The following is a 16728-nucleotide window of genomic DNA, read 5'->3' as shown; positions in this document are numbered from 1 at the left end:
CTTCGCTAGGTTGATACGGAAATTTCCGTAGGGAACTCCCTACATGCACTGCGCCGCCCTGGCGCGAATCCAAATCCTGACCGATCAGACAACTTTGGCATGGTTCCTGCATTTACTCGCGGCCTGCATGGGTATTGGCGTTTAAAGCTGACTGACCGGTCAACATTGGGGCATCAGTGCACGCAGAACATGCGGTCTGCAGTTTAGCGGTGCTCCTGCCGAGGTTTGGAGAGATTCACACAGCAGTGGCTCATCGAAAATATTAACGACAGTAAGGATTCGATCCGATGACTAACATTAGGTATCCAAAAGAAATGGACGGAAAGAAATGGATGGCTCGCGCAAGGCGCTGTGGCGCGCTTGCGACCTGGATCGGTATGGCGATGTCGGTCAGCCTGCTGGTCGCGCAAACGGCCTGGGCCGACGGTTCCACCGATTCGACGCTTGCGGAAAGCGGTGCTGTCGTGACTAATCCGACGCCGCAAACGGCGGCTTCTCCTTATGTGTCGAGCTGGTTTCACCAGAGTCTGGGCGTGATTGGCTCGAAAGACATTCGCTTCGGTCCGTACAAGACCAATGACGTGTACCTGGAGTACGAATACTTCGGTCGCAAGGGTCCGTTCGATCTGTACGGTTACGTGGATGCGCCGAAGGTCTTCGGCGTGGGCAGTACGCATGACTCCGGCGTGTGGGATAGAGGGTCGCCTGTCTTCAGCGAGCAGGAGCCGCGCGTATCGATCGACGACCTCGTTGGCAAGCACCTTGGCTTTGGCCCATTCAAGGAATGGTATCTGGCGTTCGACTGGATCTACGACCAGGGCTATAACATCGGTGGCCGCCAGAACACCCTGTACAGCGGCATCGGCACGGATATCGACACACACACCCCACTGATTCTGTCCGCTAATTTGTATGTGAAGCGCCAATGGGAAAACTACGGCGCGGCGAACGAGAACTCGTGGGACGGCTATCGCGCCCAGATGAAATACATCTATCCGCTTGGTACGTTCCACGGTGGCAATCTGACCTACGTCGGCTTCTTCAACTATGACTTCGGCTCCCGGCTGCGCGAAAAGACGGGTGACGATACCCGGACCGATACGGCCTTCGTCGCAACAAACGTGCTGATCTACTCGTTTACGCATTGGCGCTTCTGGACCGCTGCCCGCTACTTCCACAACGGCGGTCAATGGGCTGGCGGCGACCTCAACTTTGGCGATGGTCCGTTTGCGAACCGTTCGACCGGTTGGGGCTACTACGCCAGCGTCGGTTACCAGTTCTGATCGCATGGACAACGCAAACCAGATCAAACCTCACAAACGATCAGGGACACCGATTTCATGTTAAAGCAAAAATTTTGGCGAATGCTTGCGGGATTGGGACTCGCGGTTTCGCTGGTGACAAGCGCCCATTCTGCGGGTGACACCGCACAACGTCCGCGGCCTGTGAAGGTCCTCATCATCAGCATGTTCGGGCCGGAAGGCAAAGTGTGGCTGGACCACCTGGGTCCGATGGAACACGTCAAGGTACCGGGTCTGTCCGCGGACTACCCCGACGTCCAGTGCAACCACGACAGCGTGTGTGTCCTGACGACCGGCATGGGCCACACGAACGCGGCGGCCTCGATGTCCGCTTTGGTGTATTCGAGAAAATTCGATTTACGCAAGACGTACTTCCTCGTATCGGGCATCGCCGGCATCGACCCGGCACAGGGAACGCTTGGCTCAGCCGCCTGGGCGCGCTATCTGGTGGATTTCGGCATCCAGTGGGAATTGGATGCGCGTGAGATTCCGGCGGGATGGAAGTCCGGCTATCTCGGCATCAACACAAAGAGCGAAAACGAAAAACCACCGCTGGATTACCGCACCGAAGTGTTTCAACTGAACGAGGCGCTGCTGCAAAAGGCCTACGGTCTTTCGCGCGACGTGACGCTGACCGACAGCCCGCAGGCAGTCGCCTATCGCGCGAAATATCAGAGCGCGCCGGCCAATCAGCGTCCGACCGTCATCCAGTGCGACACCCTCGCGGGCGATACGTGGTTCTCGGGCAATGCCTTAGGGCAGCGCGCCCGCGACTGGACCAGCCTTCTGACCGACGGCAAGGGCGTGTACTGCACGACGCAGCAGGAAGACAACGCGACCTTCGAGGTCATCAAGCGTGCGCAGACGGCGGGCCTCGCCGATTCGCAGCGCGTAGCGGTGTTGCGTGCCGGTTCGGACTTCGATCGCCCGCCACAAGGTGTCTCGAACGTCGACAACCTGCTCGATTACCAGAATCAAGGTGGCTTTGTCCCGGCGCTCAACAACCTCTATCTGACCGGCTCGCCGCTCGTGGCTGCGATCGTCAAAGACTGGAAGCACTGGAAAGACGGCGTACCGGCCAATTAAACACACCGTGTTGATTCTCACGACCGGTGGAAAAGATGTCCGCCTCCGGTCGTGCCGTCCGCCTCAATCCGGGGCGTTCTTATTTCCCTAACTTCGAAGGGGAACTACGTGGATATCGTGCGCAGCCTTTGCGGCATGTTGATACTGCTGTTGATTGCCTATTTGCTATCGAACAACCGTGGCGCGGTACGGCCACGAACCCTTTTCGCCGCGCTTGCGACACAGTTGGCAATCGGCGCGCTCGTGCTGTTCGTCCCGTTCGGACGTAGCGCGCTCGCGGTCGTTGCCACCGCTGTCAACCGTGTGCTCGAAATGGGCAACCACGGTGTGTCGTTTATCTTCGGCGGGCTTGTCGACAGCAAGATGTTCGAGCTTTTCGGTGCGGGCGGTTTTGTGTTCGGCCTGCGTGTGCTGCCTATGATCATCTTCGTGACCGCGCTGATCGCGGTACTCTATTACGTCGGGATCATGAAGTGGATCGTCACCATCGTCGGTATGGCGCTGGAAAAATTGCTGGCGGTGAGCCGCATTGAAGCGTGCTCGGCAGTCGCAACCATCTTCCTCGGTCAAAGCGAAATGCCGGCCCTCGTGAAACCGTTCGTGCGGCAAATGACCAGCGCGGAGATCTTTGCCGTGATGTCAAGCGGGATGGCTTCGGTAGCAGGGTCCGTGCTTGCTGCCTATGCCGGCCTTGGCGTGAAAATGGAGTATCTGCTGGCTGCATCGTTCATGGCCGTGCCGGGCGGCCTGCTGTTCGGCAAGCTGCTGTATCCGACTGTTGAACCAACCCAGATGAATATCGACGGGCTGGATTTCGACGAGAAGGGTTCAGCCAATGTCATCGAGGCGGCCGCCTCGGGCGCGATGATCGGACTGAAGATCGCCATCAACGTCGGTGCGATGCTGATTGCCTTCATCGGTCTCATTGCGCTCGTCAATACGGGCGTGGGTGGCATTGCCGCATTGTTCGGCTTTGCGAACGTCACGCTGCAGGGGCTGCTGGGCGGCCTGTTGGCGCCGCTTGCCTGGATGATAGGCGTGCCGTGGCACGATGCGTCGCTAGCTGGCAACTTCATCGGCGAGAAGCTGATTCTCAACGAGTTCGTCGCCTATGGAGACCTGTCGCCGTACCTGAAGGACACCGCGCAGGTCGCCGCGGCGGGACTGCAGGTTCTTGATCCCAAGACGATTGCGATCGTATCGTTTGCGTTGTGCGGTTTCGCGAATTTTTCGTCGATCGCGATTCTGGCCGGCGGATTCAGTGCTGTAGCGCCGGAGCGCCGCTCGGAGGTGGCGCGCCACGGTCTGCGCGCGCTGACGGCCAGCACGCTGTCGAATCTGATGAGCGCGGCGATTGCCGGTCTCTTCTTTTCCTTGCATTGATATTGAAGGAGTCGTCATGTTCCTGCCCCAGGAATTCATTCGCAAGAAACGTGACCGGCAGCCACTCGACCGGGACGAAATTGCAGCGTTCGTTCGCGGCGTGGTGGATGGCAGCGTCACCGAGGGGCAGGTATCAGCATTCGCGATGGCAGTCTATTTCAACGACCTGAGCGTCGACGAACGCGTCGCGCTCACGCTTGCGCAACGCGACTCGGGGCAGGTGCTCGACTGGCATGCGTTGAACCTGAATGGACCGATCGTCGACAAACACTCGACCGGTGGCGTCGGCGATCTGACCTCGTTGTTGATCGGTCCGATGGTTGCCGCGTGTGGGGCTTATGTGCCGATGATTTCCGGACGCGGGCTCGGACATACGGGCGGCACGCTCGACAAGCTGAATTCGATCCCGGGCTATAACGTGACGCCCGATACGAACGAATTTCAGCGCGCAGTACGCGACGTCGGCGTGGCGATCATCGGCCAGACTGCGCAGCTCGTGCCCGCCGACAGGCGCATCTATGCGATCCGGGGCAACACGGCGACGATCGAATCCGTCGCGATGATCACTGCGTCGATCCTGTCGAAGAAGCTTGCAGCAGGGCTTGAAGGTCTCGTGATGGACGTCAAGGTAGGCTCGGGCGCGTTTATGCCGACTCCGGAAAAATCGCTCGAACTCGCGAGGAGCATCGTCGACGTCGGCAACGGCGCAGGCCTGAAGACCACGGCGCTGCTGACCGACATGAACCAGTCGCTTGCGCCGTGCGCGGGCAATGCGCTGGAAGTGGCGTGCGCAATCGATTATTTGACAGGCAAGTCGCGTCCAGATCGTCTGCACGACGTCACGATAGCGCTCGCCGCGCAGATGCTGATCAACGGCGGCATTGCTACCGACCACGCACAGGCGCGAGTCAAGTTGCAGGCGGTGCTCGACTCCGGTGCGGCCGCGGAGCGCTTCGCGAAAATGGTGGCGGCGCTGGGCGGCCCCATCGACTTGATCGACGCGCCTGCGCGTTATCTGGCCAAAGCGCAGATCAGGATTCCGGTTCCTGCACCGGGGGAGGGACAGGTAGAGCGGATCGACTGCCGCGCGCTCGGCGTCGCCGTCGTGGAACTGGGTGGAGGCAGAGTGCGGGCGGAAGACTCGATCGACTACGCTGTCGGCCTATCGGAACTCGTACCGCTTGGACAACACGTGGACGTCGGGCAGCCACTTGGCTTCGTGCACGCACGCAGCGCCCGGGAAGCGGCGCATGCGGTGGCGGAGGTGCAGCGCGCATACACGCTTTCCGCGGCAGGCGAAACGCTACCGCCAACCATCTATCGAATCGTTCAGTAGAGCCGACCGGGGAGTCGAGCACCGTGCGTGCCGTAGTTCTGGTTCCCGACACGGATGCGCAATCGGAAACGCACATGCGATGCGGCCGCCGAATCACGACCAGCACGTCCTACGGCGATGCCGCTTTTGTTCTATCCGCAGATTTCGGACTTTGATGTACTGACGATCAATCTCATTGGTCGGCGAGGCATGCACTATGAGGCTTACCAAAGCTGCCTTCGTCCTTCTTGGCTTCATCTGGGGATCGAACTTTATCTACATGAAGTGGGCGGTGACCCTGATCAGCCCAATGCAGATCGCGTTTTTACGGGTACTTTTTGGCTTCCTGCCACTGGCACTCGCCGCCTGGCATCAGGGAGTGATCAACCGTAGCCAGGTGCGTCATCTGCCTCACTTCTTCGTCATGGCCTCTGTGGCGACAGCTTTCTACTATGTTGCCATCGTAAAAGGCACTGCGCCGCTTCCTTCGGGCACCGCAGGCGTTTTGGGCGGCTCCATTGCCATATTCACTGCTATCTCCTCACTATTGCTCCTGCGAACCGAGAAGGTGAACGGGTTGATGGTGGCAGGCGTGGTTCTGGGATTTGCCGGCATCGTTCTGATTGCGCGGCCTTGGGAAGGTGCAGACAACCCCATCGATCTTGCCGGCGTTTTCTGGATGTTGGCAGGTGCGATCACCCTCGGGCTGTCGTATGTTTACGTCCGCCGTTTTCTGTCGCCATTCAACCTCCCGCCCCTGGCGCTGGTCACGTGGCAGATGGGGCTGGCCCTGCTCATACTGACCTTGCTCACAGACTTCACCGGGATGCGGCACATACTGCAGGATTGGCGGGCGGCCGCCGGTGTCGTGGTCGGACTTGGTGTCCTGGGAACCGGCATTGCCTTTCTGATCTACTACTTCCTGCTGCAGGAGCTCGGCGCAGTTGCCGCTTCGGGCTCAACCTACATTACACCTACCGTTGCGCTTCTGATTGGTTGGGTCGCCGGGGAAAAGGTTGGCGCATTGGAAGTGGCCGCCATCGCCCTGATTCTTGCCAGTATCGCGATGTTGCAGATTGGACGCCAACGAGCATAGGAGCCTTCCCACAATTTACTTGACATCTAAACTATCGACGCCTAAATTACCCTCCAGAGCAGGTTCACATGGAGAGTCAACATGCGCATCGTATGTATCGGCGGCGGCCCGGCCGGCTTGTACTTCGGCCTGTTAATGAAGGGCCGGAACCCGGCATATGACGTCACGGTGGTGGAGCGCAACCGGCCCTATGACACCTTCGGCTGGGGCGTGGTGTTCTCCGACCAGACGCTCGGCAACCTGCGCGCCGCCGACGCCCCCAGCGCAGATGCGATCCTCGACGCCTTCAACCACTGGGACGACATCGAGATCAATTTCCGCGGCAGGCAGGTTCGCTCGTCGGGCCATGGCTTCTGCGGCATCGGCCGCAAACGTCTGCTGAATATCCTGCAGGCGCGCTGCGAAGAACTGGGCGTCAAACTGGTTTTCGAAACCCAGGTTACGGACGACACCACCTACGAAGCCGACCTGATCATCGCCTGTGACGGCGCCAACAGCGCCATCCGTCAGAAGTACACCGCCACCTACAAGCCCGCGATCGACATGCGCGATTGCCGCTTCGTCTGGCTCGGCACCAAAAAACTCTTCGACGCCTTCACGTTTGCTTTCGAAGAAACTGAGTTCGGCTGGTTCCAGGCCCATGCCTACCGCTTCGACGATCAGACCTCGACGTTTATTGTGGAAACGCCGGAGCGCGTGTGGCGCGCCGCCGGTCTCGACGAAATGAGCAAGGAAGACAGCATCGCGTTCTGCGAGAAGCTGTTCGCCAAGTATCTGGACGGCAACCCGTTGCTGTCGAACGCCGCGCATTTGCGTGGGTCGTCGCAGTGGATTCGTTTCCCTCGCGTCGTCAATGAGGAATGGGTGCATTGGCGCAACAACGCCGATGGCTCACAAACGCCGATCGTACTGATGGGCGACGCGGCGCACACCGCGCACTTCTCGATCGGCTCGGGCACCAAGCTCGCGCTCGAAGATTCGATCGAACTCGCCAACAGCATCGGCGCGCATCCGGGTGATTTGCCCGCTGCGTTGCAGCACTACACGGAGGTCCGCAGTATCGACGTATTGCGTATCCAGAACGCCGCGCGCAATTCGACGGAGTGGTTCGAGCATGTCGACCGCTATACGTCGTTCGAGCCGGAACAGTTCGCGTATTCGCTGCTCACACGCTCGCAGCGCATCTCGCATGAGAACTTGCGGGAGCGTGACGCAACCTATCTCTCGACGTTCGAAGACTGGCTCGCGCACCGCTCAGGCATTGACCGCGCGCCGGAAAAACACTCCGTTCCGCCGATGTTCACGCCCTTCACGTTGCGTGGCGTCACGCTGAAAAACCGCGTAGTCGTCTCACCGATGGCGCAATACTCGGCCGTCGACGGCATCGCCGGTGACTATCACCTGATGCATCTCGGTGCCCGCGCCATGGGCGGCGCCGGGCTGGTCATGACGGAAATGACCTGCGTGTCGCCCGAAGCGCGCATCACGCCCGCTTGTCCCGGCATGTACGCGCCCGAGCATCTCACGGCGTGGAAACGCATTGTGGATCTCGTGCACGCTCAGTCGGACGCGAAGATCGGAATTCAGCTAGGACACTCCGGCGCGAAAGGCTCGACGCGTGTTGCATGGGAAGGCATCGACCAGCCGCTTGACAAAGGCAACTGGCCGCTCGTGTCCGCTTCGCCGCAGCAATATTTAAGCGGCATCAGTCAGACCTCGCATGAAGCCACACGAGACGAACTTGAAGAAATCGAAGCGCAATTCGTGCGCGCCACGCAAATGTCCGCTGAGGCAGGCTTCGATTGGCTCGAACTGCACTGCGCACACGGCTATTTCCTCTCGAGCTTCCTGTCGCCGTTGACCAACCAGCGCACGGACGAATATGGCGGTTCGCTCGAAAATCGTCTGCGCTACCCGTTGCAGGTCTTCAAGGCGATTCGCGCCGTCTGGCCGCAAGACAAACCGATTTCCGTGCGTATTTCCGCTAACGATTGGGTCGAAGGCGGCACCACGCCCGACGACGCCGTGGAAATCGCCCGCGCCTTCAAGGCGGCAGGCGCCGACATGATCGACGTCTCGTCGGGCCAGGTCAGCAAGCAGGAAAAGCCCGTGTTTGGCCGCATGTTCCAGACGCCATTCGCTGACCGCGTGCGCAACGAAGCCGGCATCGCAACCATCGCCGTTGGCGCGATCTCGGAAGCGGACCACGTGAACAGCATCATCGCGGCGGGCCGCGCCGATCTCTGTGCGATCGCACGGCCGCATCTGGCCAATCCGTCGTGGACGTTGAATGAAGCCGCAAGAATCGGCTATCTGGACGTGACGTGGCCGAAACCATACACGGCAGCCAAGTCGCAACTCGAGCGCAATCTTGAACGTGAACGTGCACAGGCCGCCGCAAACGCAGGCTTGTCGCCGCAAGAACGCGCGCAACGCGCTGAAGGAACCACGTGAATACGCCCAACACAACCCTCGCAGGACAGCACGCCGTCGTCACAGGCGGCGGCAGCGGCATCGGCGCGGCAGTGGCCGAAGCGCTGCTGCGTGCCGGTGCGCGCGTCACCTTGATGGGACGCAACGCACAACGTCTCGATGCGCAGCGGGAAAGTTTCAACGGACTCGGCGAAGTCGCATGCATCAGCGTCGACGTCACAAGCGAAGAATCGGTCGAGAAGGCATTCGCACAAGCCGGCGCAATCGATATCCTCGTCAACAACGCCGGCCAGGCGCAAGCTGCGCCCTTCACTCACACCGACATGGCGCTCTGGCAGCGCATGCTCGACGTGAACCTCACCGGCGTCTTCCTCGGCACGCGCGCCGTGTTGCCCGGCATGCTCGAGCGCGGCCACGGCCGCATCGTCAATGTCGCGAGCACGGCGGGGCAAATCGGCTACGCCTATGTCGCCGCTTACTGCGCCGCGAAACATGGCGTGATCGGCCTGACGCGCTCACTCGCACTGGAAGTCGCGACGAAAGGCGTCACCGTCAACGCCGTATGCCCCGGCTACACGGAAACCGAACTGCTGCACACGTCGCTTGAACAGATCACCAGCAAGACCTCGCGCACCGAACAGCAGGCGCGCGAAACCTTGCTGCGCACGAATCCGCAGCGTCGCTTCGTGAGCCCTGAGCAGGTCGCCAACGCCGTGCTTTGGCTCTGCCAACCCGGCTCGGACGCGATCACGGGGCAATCCGTTTCCATCTCCGGTGGAGAAGTAATGTGACCAAGTTATCGAACCTTAAAAAGACTACGACGGCTGACGCAAAGCCGCCGCGCAAAGGCGTCGCCAAACCAGCGGAGAACGTCGTGGATCTGGAAATGAGTACCGGCGCCGATAGCCACATGGGTCTGCGTTTGTGGCTGCGCATGTTGACCACGACCAATCTCGTGCAAGCCGAACTGCGCAAGCGCCTGCGCAACGAATTCGACACCACCTTGCCGCGTTTCGATTTGATGGCGCAACTCGAACGTCATCCGGAAGGCCTGAAGATGACCGAGCTGTCGCGCCGTTTGATGGTGACGGGCGGCAATGTGACCGGCATTACGGACCAGCTTGAAAAAGAAGGTCTGGTTTCGCGCGGCACCGATCCCAACGATCGCCGCTCGATCAGCGTGTGCCTCACGCCCGCGGGTCGCAAGGCGTTCGACAAGATGGCCATTGCGCATGAGCAATGGGTTGTCGAACTGTTCGGCGGCTTGAGCCTCGACGAAAAATCGCGCACCCATCAACGCCTCGGCAAACTCAAACAACATCTGCTCGACAGTCTGAAAGACTGATCCGCACGGAACTGGAGACATTCATGACACGATCCAACGCCGACGCCCTACTGGCCGGAAACCGCCTGACGCTCGCCGGTTACGAGGCGCGGCACTTCGGCTGGTCGGTCGCCGACAAGGTCGCGACGATCACACTGAACCGCCCCGAACGCAAAAACCCCCTGACGTTCGAATCGTATGCGGAGTTGCGTGATCTGTTCCGGCAACTCACGTACGCGACCGACGTGAAGGCAATCGTGATTCACGGCGCAGGCGAGAACTTCTGCTCCGGCGGCGACGTGCACGACATCATCGCCCCGCTAATCGATCTGCCGATGCCGGAACTGCTGCTGTTCACGCGCATGACCGGCGATCTGGTCAAAGCGATGCGCCACTGCCCGCAACCCATCATCGCCGCGGTCGACGGCGTCTGCGCCGGCGCCGGTGCGATCCTGGCGATGTCGTCCGACATGCGGCTCGGCACCGCGCGCAGCAAGCTCGCGTTTCTGTTCTCTCGCGTCGGCCTCGCCGGTTGCGATATGGGCGCTTGCGCGATCCTGCCGCGCATCATCGGCCAAGGCCGCGCCGCCGAATTGCTGTTCACCGGCCGCTCAGCGAGTGGCGAGGAAGGCCACGCATGGGGTTTCTATAACCGCCTGTGCGAACCGGCAGCGCTCATCGCAGACGCACAGAAGCTCGCCGCCGATCTCGTCGCCGGTCCGACCTTCGCGCACGGCATCACGAAGAAGATGCTGCACCAGGAATGGAGCATGAGCATCGACGAAGCGATCGAATCGGAAGCGCAAGCACAGGCGATCTGCATGAGCACACGCGATTTCGAACGTGCGTATAGCGCGTTTGCCGCGAAGTCGCGCCCTGTCTTCGAGGGAGATTGAATTGAGCACCAACAGCGATCTGGATCTGCACAGCGCACTGGCCTGGCCGTTTTTCGAACCGCGTCATCGCGAACTGGCCGCGGGTATCGAAGCATGGTGCCGCGCGAATCTCTCGCACGTGGAGCATGACGACGTCGATGCAACCTGCCGCCGTCTGGTCCGCGAACTCGGTTCGGCAGGCTGGCTGAAATATGGTGTCGGCGGCGTTGCCTACGGCGGGAATGGCGACACGATCGACACACGCGCCGTGTGCCTGCTGCGCGAGACACTCGCCAAGCATTCCGGTCTCGCTGATTTCGCTTTGGCGATGCAAGGCCTCGGTTCCGGCGCGATCTCGCTCGGCGGCACGCATGAGCAAAAGACGCGGTACTTGCCGCGTGTGGCGAACGGTACCGCTATCGCCGCGTTCGCGTTGTCGGAGCCGGAAGCAGGATCGGACGTGGCTGCGATGTCCCTCTCAGCGCGCGAAGACGGCGACTTCTACGTACTCGACGGCGACAAGACGTGGATCTCCAACGGCGGCATCGCCGACTTCTACGTGGTGTTCGCCCGAACCGGCGAAGCGCCAGGTGCACGCGGCATCACCGCCTTCATCGTCGATGCCGACACGCCGGGTCTGGAAATCGCCGAACGCATCGATGTGATCGCGCCGCATCCGCTGGCTCGCCTGCACTTTGCCGGCGCACGCGTGCCGCGCAGCCAGATGCTCGGCGCACCCGGCGAAGGTTTCAAACTCGCGATGCGTACGCTGGATATTTTCCGCACATCGGTGGCGGCAGCGTCGTTGGGCTTCGCACGGCATGCAATGGCCGAAGGTCTTTCACGCGCATCGTCGCGCAAGATGTTCGGACAGACGCTCGGCGATTTTCAGTTGACGCAAGCCAAGCTCGCACAGATGGCATTGACGATCGACAGCAGCGCATTGCTGGTCTATCGCGCGGCCTGGCTGCGCGATCAGGGCGAACAGGTCACGCGTGAAGCCGCAATGGCCAAGTGGCACGCAAGCGAAGGCGCGCAACAGGTGATCGACGCCGCCGTGCAACTCTATGGCGGTATGGGCGTGCAAAGCGGCACCGCCGTCGAGATGCTGTACCGCGAAATTCGTGCGTTGCGGATCTATGAAGGCGCGACTGAAGTGCAACAGCTGATTGTCGGCCGCGACCTTCTGAAGGCGCACGCAGCGGACGCCATCAAGGACGCAGCGAAATGAACGCGACCTTCGAACGGCCTGTCCGCATTCGCTTCCAGCACTGCGATCCGGCCGGCATCGTGTTCTTTCCGCAATATCTGGTGATGACCAACGCGTTGGTCGAAGACTGGTTCAACGAAGGCATGCAGATCGACTATGCGCAGATGATCGCGCAACGCCGGGTTGGTTTGCCGATCGTCAAACTCGATTGCGAGTTTTCGCGGCCGAGCCAGATGGGCGAAACGATCATGCTGTCACTCAGCGTCACGAAGGTCGGGCGCCGCTCGATCAGCATCGAGATCGTCGGCCGGCACGGCGGCGAAATCCGCTTCAGCGCGAAACAGGTGCTCGTGACCACATCGCTCGAAAGCGGCACATCCATCGACATTCCCGCAGACATCGCGAGCGCGCTCGCGGCGTTTGTCCCACAACCTGAATCCATCGAGGCGCATCGCTCATGAAAAAAGCTCTCCTTCCCGCCGGTTGGATCAAGCCGCGCGGCTACGCGAACGGCGTTGCAGCAGCCGGCACACAAGTATTCATCGCCGGCCAGATCGGCTGGGACGAACAGGCGCGTTTTCAGACCACCGACTTCGCACAGCAGGCGATTCAGGCGCTCAAGAACATCCTCGCCGTCCTGCACGAAGCGGGCGGCAGGCCCGAGCATCTGGTCCGCCTGACCTGGTACGTCACCGACAAACGCGAATACCTCGCCTCGCTGAAAGATATCGGCCGTGCGTTTCGCGAGCTGATCGGCGACTACGACATCGCGATGAGCGCGATACAGGTCGTCGCGTTGATCGAAGACGAAGCGAAAGTCGAGATCGAAGCCACGGCCGTGGTTCCCCAGTAAGCGCACGAAATACGAAGCACGAAGCACGAAGCACGAAGCAACATAACCCACCAAGCCAACCGAAGCGCATTCAGCCGGCTCAACGCCCGGGAGACCATGATGGAACCGTCAGCACACGTCGATACCTTCGCGCGCGACAATCTTCCGCCGCAGGATCAATGGCCTGTCTTTCTGCTCGACAACCCGGACGTGGCTTACCCGGCGCGCTTCAATTGCGCGACGGAATTGCTCGACAGAACCATCGAAGCGGGACATCGCGACCGTCCGGCGATCTGGTCGGACGTGGACGGGAAACCGCAGGCGACCACTTATAGCGAGTTGCTGGCCTTGGTGAATCGCAACGCGCATGTGCTGGTCGGTGAAATGGGTTTGCAGCCGGGCAACCGCGTGCTGCTGCGTGGACCGAACAGCCTGCACATGGCGGTGACGGCGCTCGCGGCGCTGAAGGCCGGCCTGGTCGTAGTGCCAACCATGCCGCTGCTGCGTGCGAAAGAACTCAAGCAGATCATCGAGAAGGCGCAAGTCAGCGCCGCGCTATGTGACTCGCGCCTGACCGCTGAACTCGCGCGCTGCAACGATCCCAAGGACGAGTTCTACTGCGCGGGTTTGAAACAAACACGCCTGTTTCATGATGATTCCGCCGATTCGCTCGACAGCCTCGCGATCAACAAACCGGACCACTTCACCGCTTGCGACACCGCAGCTGACGACGTCTGCCTGATCGCCTTCACCAGTGGCACGACGGGCGCGCCGAAGGGTTGCATGCACTTTCATCGTGACGTCCTCGCGATGTGCGATCTGTTTCCGCGTCATGTTCTGAAACCTTCATCGAGCGATGTGTTTTGCGGCACACCGCCGCTCGCCTTCACATTCGGCCTCGGTGGTTTGCTGTGCTTTCCGCTGCGAGTGGGTGCGTCGACGGTATTGATCGAGAAGCTCACGCCCGAGACCTTGCTGCAAACCGTCGAGCGTTTTCACGCGACGATCATGTTCACCGCGCCGACGTTCTATCGGCAGATGGCTCCGCTCGTTGCGCATCACGACATTTCAAGCTTGAAGAAAACGGTCTCGGCGGGAGAAGCGTTGCCGGATTCGACGCGCCGCCTATGGCACGACGCAAGCGGCATCGAGATGATCGACGGCATCGGCGGTACAGAATTGATCCATATTTTCATCTCGGCGCAAGGCGATGCGATCCGCCCGCATGCCATCGGTCGCGCGGTGCCGGGTTACGTCGTGCAGGCCGTGGACGACGCCATGCAACCGGTGCCGGCAGGCACAATCGGCAAACTCGCGGTGCGCGGGCCGACGGGCTGCCGCTATCTCGCTGACGAGCGGCAAGCGAAGTTCGTTCGCGACGGCTGGAACCTTCCCGGTGACTCGGTTTATCTCGACGAAGACGGCTACGTGTTCTATCAGGCCCGCGCCGACGACATGATCGTCTCTGCCGGCTACAACATCTCCGGCCCGGAAGTGGAAAGCGTGTTGATGCAACACGACGCGGTGGCCGAATGCGGCGTGATCGGCGTGCCCGACGAGACGCGCGGACAGATCGTCAAGGCCTTCGTGGTGCTGAACCCAGGTTATGCGCCTGACGACAAAATGGTCGCGCAACTGCAGGATTTCGTGAAAAATAGCGTGGCGCCGTATAAATACCCGCGCGTTATCGCCTTCATCGAGGCGCTGCCGCGTACCGAAACCGGCAAGATCAAACGCTTCGAGTTGCGTACGCTCGGGTAGCCCATTATGTAGTCCCTCTTTCCTGTCGGAGACACACCGCATGGCCGCCTCTTTCATCGAAGTCGTCGCCCAGGATGGCGGCCGTTTCAACGCCTACGTCGCGCGTCCGGCGCAAGGCTCGGGCCCGGGGCTCGTGCTCCTGCAGGAAATCTTCGGTATCAACGACTACATGAAATCGATGGCCGACCGCTTCGCAGAAGAAGGTTATGTCGTGCTGGTGCCGGATCTGTTCTGGCGGATCAAGCCAGGCATCTCGCTCGGCTATGGCGAGGCGGATATGAAGCAGGCGCTCGACTATCTCGGGAGCTTCGACGTCGATCTCGCCGTCGACGATATCGCGGCAACGGTCGCCACATTGCGCACGTTGCCCGAACAGGCCGGCAAGGTAGGCACGGTCGGCTACTGTCTCGGCGGCAAACTCGCGTTCCTGAGCGCGGCACGCACCGACGTGGACTGCGCGATCAGCTACTACGGCGTTGGCCTCGAAGCGTATCTGGATGAAGTGCCGGCCGTGCGCTGCCCGATGGTGTTTCACTTCCCTGAAAACGATGCACATTGCCCGCTCGAAACGCGCGAGCGAATCAGCGCCGCATTGCGCACGCGCCCGCAGATCGAGCAATACGTGTACCCCGGTTGCGATCATGCATTCGCCGCACCATCGCGTCCGCAGTACGACAAACCCGCCGCGATGATGGCCTATTCGCGCACGCTTGCCCTGCTCCGTAAGGTGCTGGGTCCGGTCTACGATCTGAACGCGTTGTGGGAAGCGCATTGCTATTACGAGTTCGCCACGCGCGACGTCGACGCCGTCATGCCGACCATGGTCGCGCAACCTTACGTCAACCACGTCCCCACCATGACCGGCGGCGTGGGCCATGACAAGCTCAAGCGTTTCTACACGCATCACTTCGTCAATTCGAATCCTGCCGATACGAAGCTGATTCCGATTTCGCGCACGATCGGCGCGGATCGCATCGTCGATGAATTCATTTTCAGTTGCACGCATAGCTGCGAGATCGATTGGCTGCTACCTGGCGTCGCGCCAACCGGTAAATACTTCGAAGTACCGATGCTGGCCGTGGTGTGCTTTCGCGGCGACAAGCTGTACAACGAGCACATCTATTGGGATCAGGCATCGGTGCTGGTGCAGGTCGGCTTGCTGAATCCCGAGGGACTGCCGGTGGCTGGCATAGAAAGCGCGCGCAAGCTGCTCGATGAAACCTTGCCGTCGAACCAGTTGATGGGCGCAAAGTCGCGCGTGTGAGGGGTGGCCGGGGGGCGAGGACGGAGACAAGCAAATAGAGCCCCGCCTCGGCTCAACACCCCTATGATGTGACGCTTCACCGGCCAACCTCCCTCGACCCATGCTGACCGTCCATCATCTGAACAACTCCCGCTCGCAACGCGTGTTGTGGCTGCTCGAAGAACTCGGCGTGCCCTACGAGATCAAGCGCTACGAGCGCGACCCGAACACGATGCTGGCGCCACCCGAGTTGCGCGCGGTGCATCCGCTCGGCAAGTCGCCCGTCATTACGGACGATGGCCAGACCCTCGCCGAATCCGGCGCAATCATCGAGTATCTGGTCGATAAGTACGGTCAAGGCCGCTTCGCGCCCGCAGCGGGCACACCGGAGCGGCTGCGCTACACGTACTGGATGCACTATGCGGAAGGCTCGGCCATGCCGCCGCTGCTGCTGAAACTGATCGCCCTGCGCATCGCCAGCGCGCCGATGCCGTTCTTCGCCAAGCCCATCGCCCGCAAGATCGCATGGACGCTCCAATCGAGCTTCATCGATCCGCAGTTGAAGCTGCACCTCGGTTTCATCAACAAGGAATTGAGCGCGACCGGCTGGTTCGTCGGCAACGACTTCACGGCGGCCGACGTTCAGATGAGCTTTCCGCTCGAAGCCGCCACCGCACGCGGCGGCATGGAAGGGCAGATTCCCGCCGTCGTCGATTTCCTGAAACGCATTCACGCGCGGCCGGCCTATCAGCGGGCGCTGGAGCGCGGCGGCAAATACGAACTACTGGGCGGCGATTGACGGCCGACCCCGCCCAGGAATTCGTAGTTGTGGCTTAAAACTCGCGGGTGCTAGACTAAAAATCCCCATT

Annotated in this window: 15 protein-coding genes; all 15 read left to right on the top strand. The window is 60.9% G+C overall.

From position 1 onward, the window contains the following. The first annotated feature begins 332 nt into the window (after nucleotides 1-332). Nucleotides 333-1283 carry a nucleoside-specific channel-forming protein Tsx gene (locus BM438_RS20685; RefSeq protein WP_093636923.1) on the top strand — a complete coding sequence of 317 codons (951 nt, stop codon included), beginning with the start codon at nucleotides 333-335 and terminating at the stop codon, nucleotides 1281-1283. A gap of 57 nt (nucleotides 1284-1340) precedes the next feature. Next, the gene (locus tag BM438_RS20680; RefSeq protein ID WP_093636920.1) at nucleotides 1341-2387 is read left to right on the top strand and encodes a purine-nucleoside phosphorylase; all 1047 of its coding nucleotides are present in this window, start codon (nucleotides 1341-1343) and stop codon (nucleotides 2385-2387) included. A gap of 108 nt (nucleotides 2388-2495) precedes the next feature. Further along, nucleotides 2496-3770: a NupC/NupG family nucleoside CNT transporter gene (locus BM438_RS20675; protein ID WP_093636918.1), complete on the top strand. Its 1275-nt coding sequence runs from the start codon at nucleotides 2496-2498 to the stop codon at nucleotides 3768-3770. Between the two features lie 16 nt (nucleotides 3771-3786). Then, nucleotides 3787-5106 (top strand): thymidine phosphorylase, encoded by a 1320-nt coding sequence (deoA, locus tag BM438_RS20670; protein ID WP_093636915.1) that lies wholly within the window; start codon nucleotides 3787-3789, stop codon nucleotides 5104-5106. A gap of 196 nt (nucleotides 5107-5302) precedes the next feature. Then, a complete protein-coding gene (locus BM438_RS20665; protein WP_093636912.1) occupies nucleotides 5303-6181 on the top strand; it encodes a DMT family transporter in 879 nt (292 codons plus the stop codon). A gap of 81 nt (nucleotides 6182-6262) precedes the next feature. After that, a complete protein-coding gene (locus BM438_RS20660; RefSeq protein WP_093636909.1) occupies nucleotides 6263-8635 on the top strand; it encodes a bifunctional salicylyl-CoA 5-hydroxylase/oxidoreductase in 2373 nt (790 codons plus the stop codon). Further along, nucleotides 8632-9405 carry an SDR family NAD(P)-dependent oxidoreductase gene (locus BM438_RS20655; RefSeq protein ID WP_093636907.1) on the top strand — a complete coding sequence of 258 codons (774 nt, stop codon included), beginning with the start codon at nucleotides 8632-8634 and terminating at the stop codon, nucleotides 9403-9405. Before BM438_RS20660 ends, BM438_RS20655 begins: the two co-directional genes overlap by 4 nt. After that, nucleotides 9402-9959: a MarR family winged helix-turn-helix transcriptional regulator gene (locus BM438_RS20650; protein ID WP_054033708.1), complete on the top strand. Its 558-nt coding sequence runs from the start codon at nucleotides 9402-9404 to the stop codon at nucleotides 9957-9959. The genes BM438_RS20655 and BM438_RS20650 overlap by 4 nt, the downstream gene beginning before the upstream one ends. Before the next feature lie 23 nt (nucleotides 9960-9982). After that, a complete protein-coding gene (locus BM438_RS20645; protein WP_093636904.1) occupies nucleotides 9983-10834 on the top strand; it encodes an enoyl-CoA hydratase family protein in 852 nt (283 codons plus the stop codon). 1 nt (nucleotide 10835) lies between these two features. Then, entirely contained in the window at nucleotides 10836-12044 is a 1209-nt protein-coding gene (locus tag BM438_RS20640) for an acyl-CoA dehydrogenase family protein (protein WP_093636901.1), read from the top strand. Continuing rightward, the gene (locus tag BM438_RS20635; RefSeq protein WP_093636898.1) at nucleotides 12041-12484 is read left to right on the top strand and encodes an acyl-CoA thioesterase; all 444 of its coding nucleotides are present in this window, start codon (nucleotides 12041-12043) and stop codon (nucleotides 12482-12484) included. The genes BM438_RS20640 and BM438_RS20635 overlap by 4 nt, the downstream gene beginning before the upstream one ends. Beyond that, a complete protein-coding gene (locus tag BM438_RS20630) occupies nucleotides 12481-12876 on the top strand; it encodes a RidA family protein (protein WP_093636895.1) in 396 nt (131 codons plus the stop codon). The genes BM438_RS20635 and BM438_RS20630 overlap by 4 nt, the downstream gene beginning before the upstream one ends. Before the next feature lie 99 nt (nucleotides 12877-12975). Next, nucleotides 12976-14616, top strand: coding sequence for an AMP-binding protein (locus tag BM438_RS20625; protein WP_093636892.1), 1641 nt, complete (start codon nucleotides 12976-12978; stop codon nucleotides 14614-14616). Nucleotides 14617-14656: 40 nt separating this feature from the next. Beyond that, the gene (locus tag BM438_RS20620) at nucleotides 14657-15880 is read left to right on the top strand and encodes a dienelactone hydrolase family protein (protein ID WP_093636890.1); all 1224 of its coding nucleotides are present in this window, start codon (nucleotides 14657-14659) and stop codon (nucleotides 15878-15880) included. A gap of 100 nt (nucleotides 15881-15980) precedes the next feature. Further along, nucleotides 15981-16658, top strand: coding sequence for a glutathione S-transferase family protein (locus BM438_RS20615; RefSeq protein WP_093636887.1), 678 nt, complete (start codon nucleotides 15981-15983; stop codon nucleotides 16656-16658). Nucleotides 16659-16728 lie beyond the last annotated feature (70 nt).

The sequence above is a fragment of the Paraburkholderia aspalathi genome (assembly GCF_900116445.1).
Lineage (GTDB): Bacteria > Pseudomonadota > Gammaproteobacteria > Burkholderiales > Burkholderiaceae > Paraburkholderia > Paraburkholderia aspalathi.
Note: the sequence above shows the minus strand (reverse complement) of the source record. Positions and strands in the feature narration are given on the sequence as shown.

Excerpts from the sequence above, each read along its gene's own strand:
- BM438_RS20685 (WP_093636923.1), top strand. The coding sequence starts at position 333 with ATGGCTCGCGCAAGGCGCTGTGGCGCGCTTGCGACCTGGATCGGTATG.
- BM438_RS20680 (WP_093636920.1), top strand. The coding sequence starts at position 1,341 with ATGTTAAAGCAAAAATTTTGGCGAATGCTTGCGGGATTGGGACTCGCG.
- deoA (WP_093636915.1), top strand. The coding sequence starts at position 3,787 with ATGTTCCTGCCCCAGGAATTCATTCGCAAGAAACGTGACCGGCAGCCA.
- BM438_RS20665 (WP_093636912.1), top strand. The coding sequence starts at position 5,303 with ATGAGGCTTACCAAAGCTGCCTTCGTCCTTCTTGGCTTCATCTGGGGA.
- BM438_RS20660 (WP_093636909.1), top strand. The coding sequence starts at position 6,263 with ATGCGCATCGTATGTATCGGCGGCGGCCCGGCCGGCTTGTACTTCGGC.
- BM438_RS20645 (WP_093636904.1), top strand. The coding sequence starts at position 9,983 with ATGACACGATCCAACGCCGACGCCCTACTGGCCGGAAACCGCCTGACG.
- BM438_RS20635 (WP_093636898.1), top strand. The coding sequence starts at position 12,041 with ATGAACGCGACCTTCGAACGGCCTGTCCGCATTCGCTTCCAGCACTGC.
- BM438_RS20630 (WP_093636895.1), top strand. The coding sequence starts at position 12,481 with ATGAAAAAAGCTCTCCTTCCCGCCGGTTGGATCAAGCCGCGCGGCTAC.
- BM438_RS20625 (WP_093636892.1), top strand. The coding sequence starts at position 12,976 with ATGGAACCGTCAGCACACGTCGATACCTTCGCGCGCGACAATCTTCCG.
- BM438_RS20620 (WP_093636890.1), top strand. The coding sequence starts at position 14,657 with ATGGCCGCCTCTTTCATCGAAGTCGTCGCCCAGGATGGCGGCCGTTTC.
- BM438_RS20615 (WP_093636887.1), top strand. The coding sequence starts at position 15,981 with ATGCTGACCGTCCATCATCTGAACAACTCCCGCTCGCAACGCGTGTTG.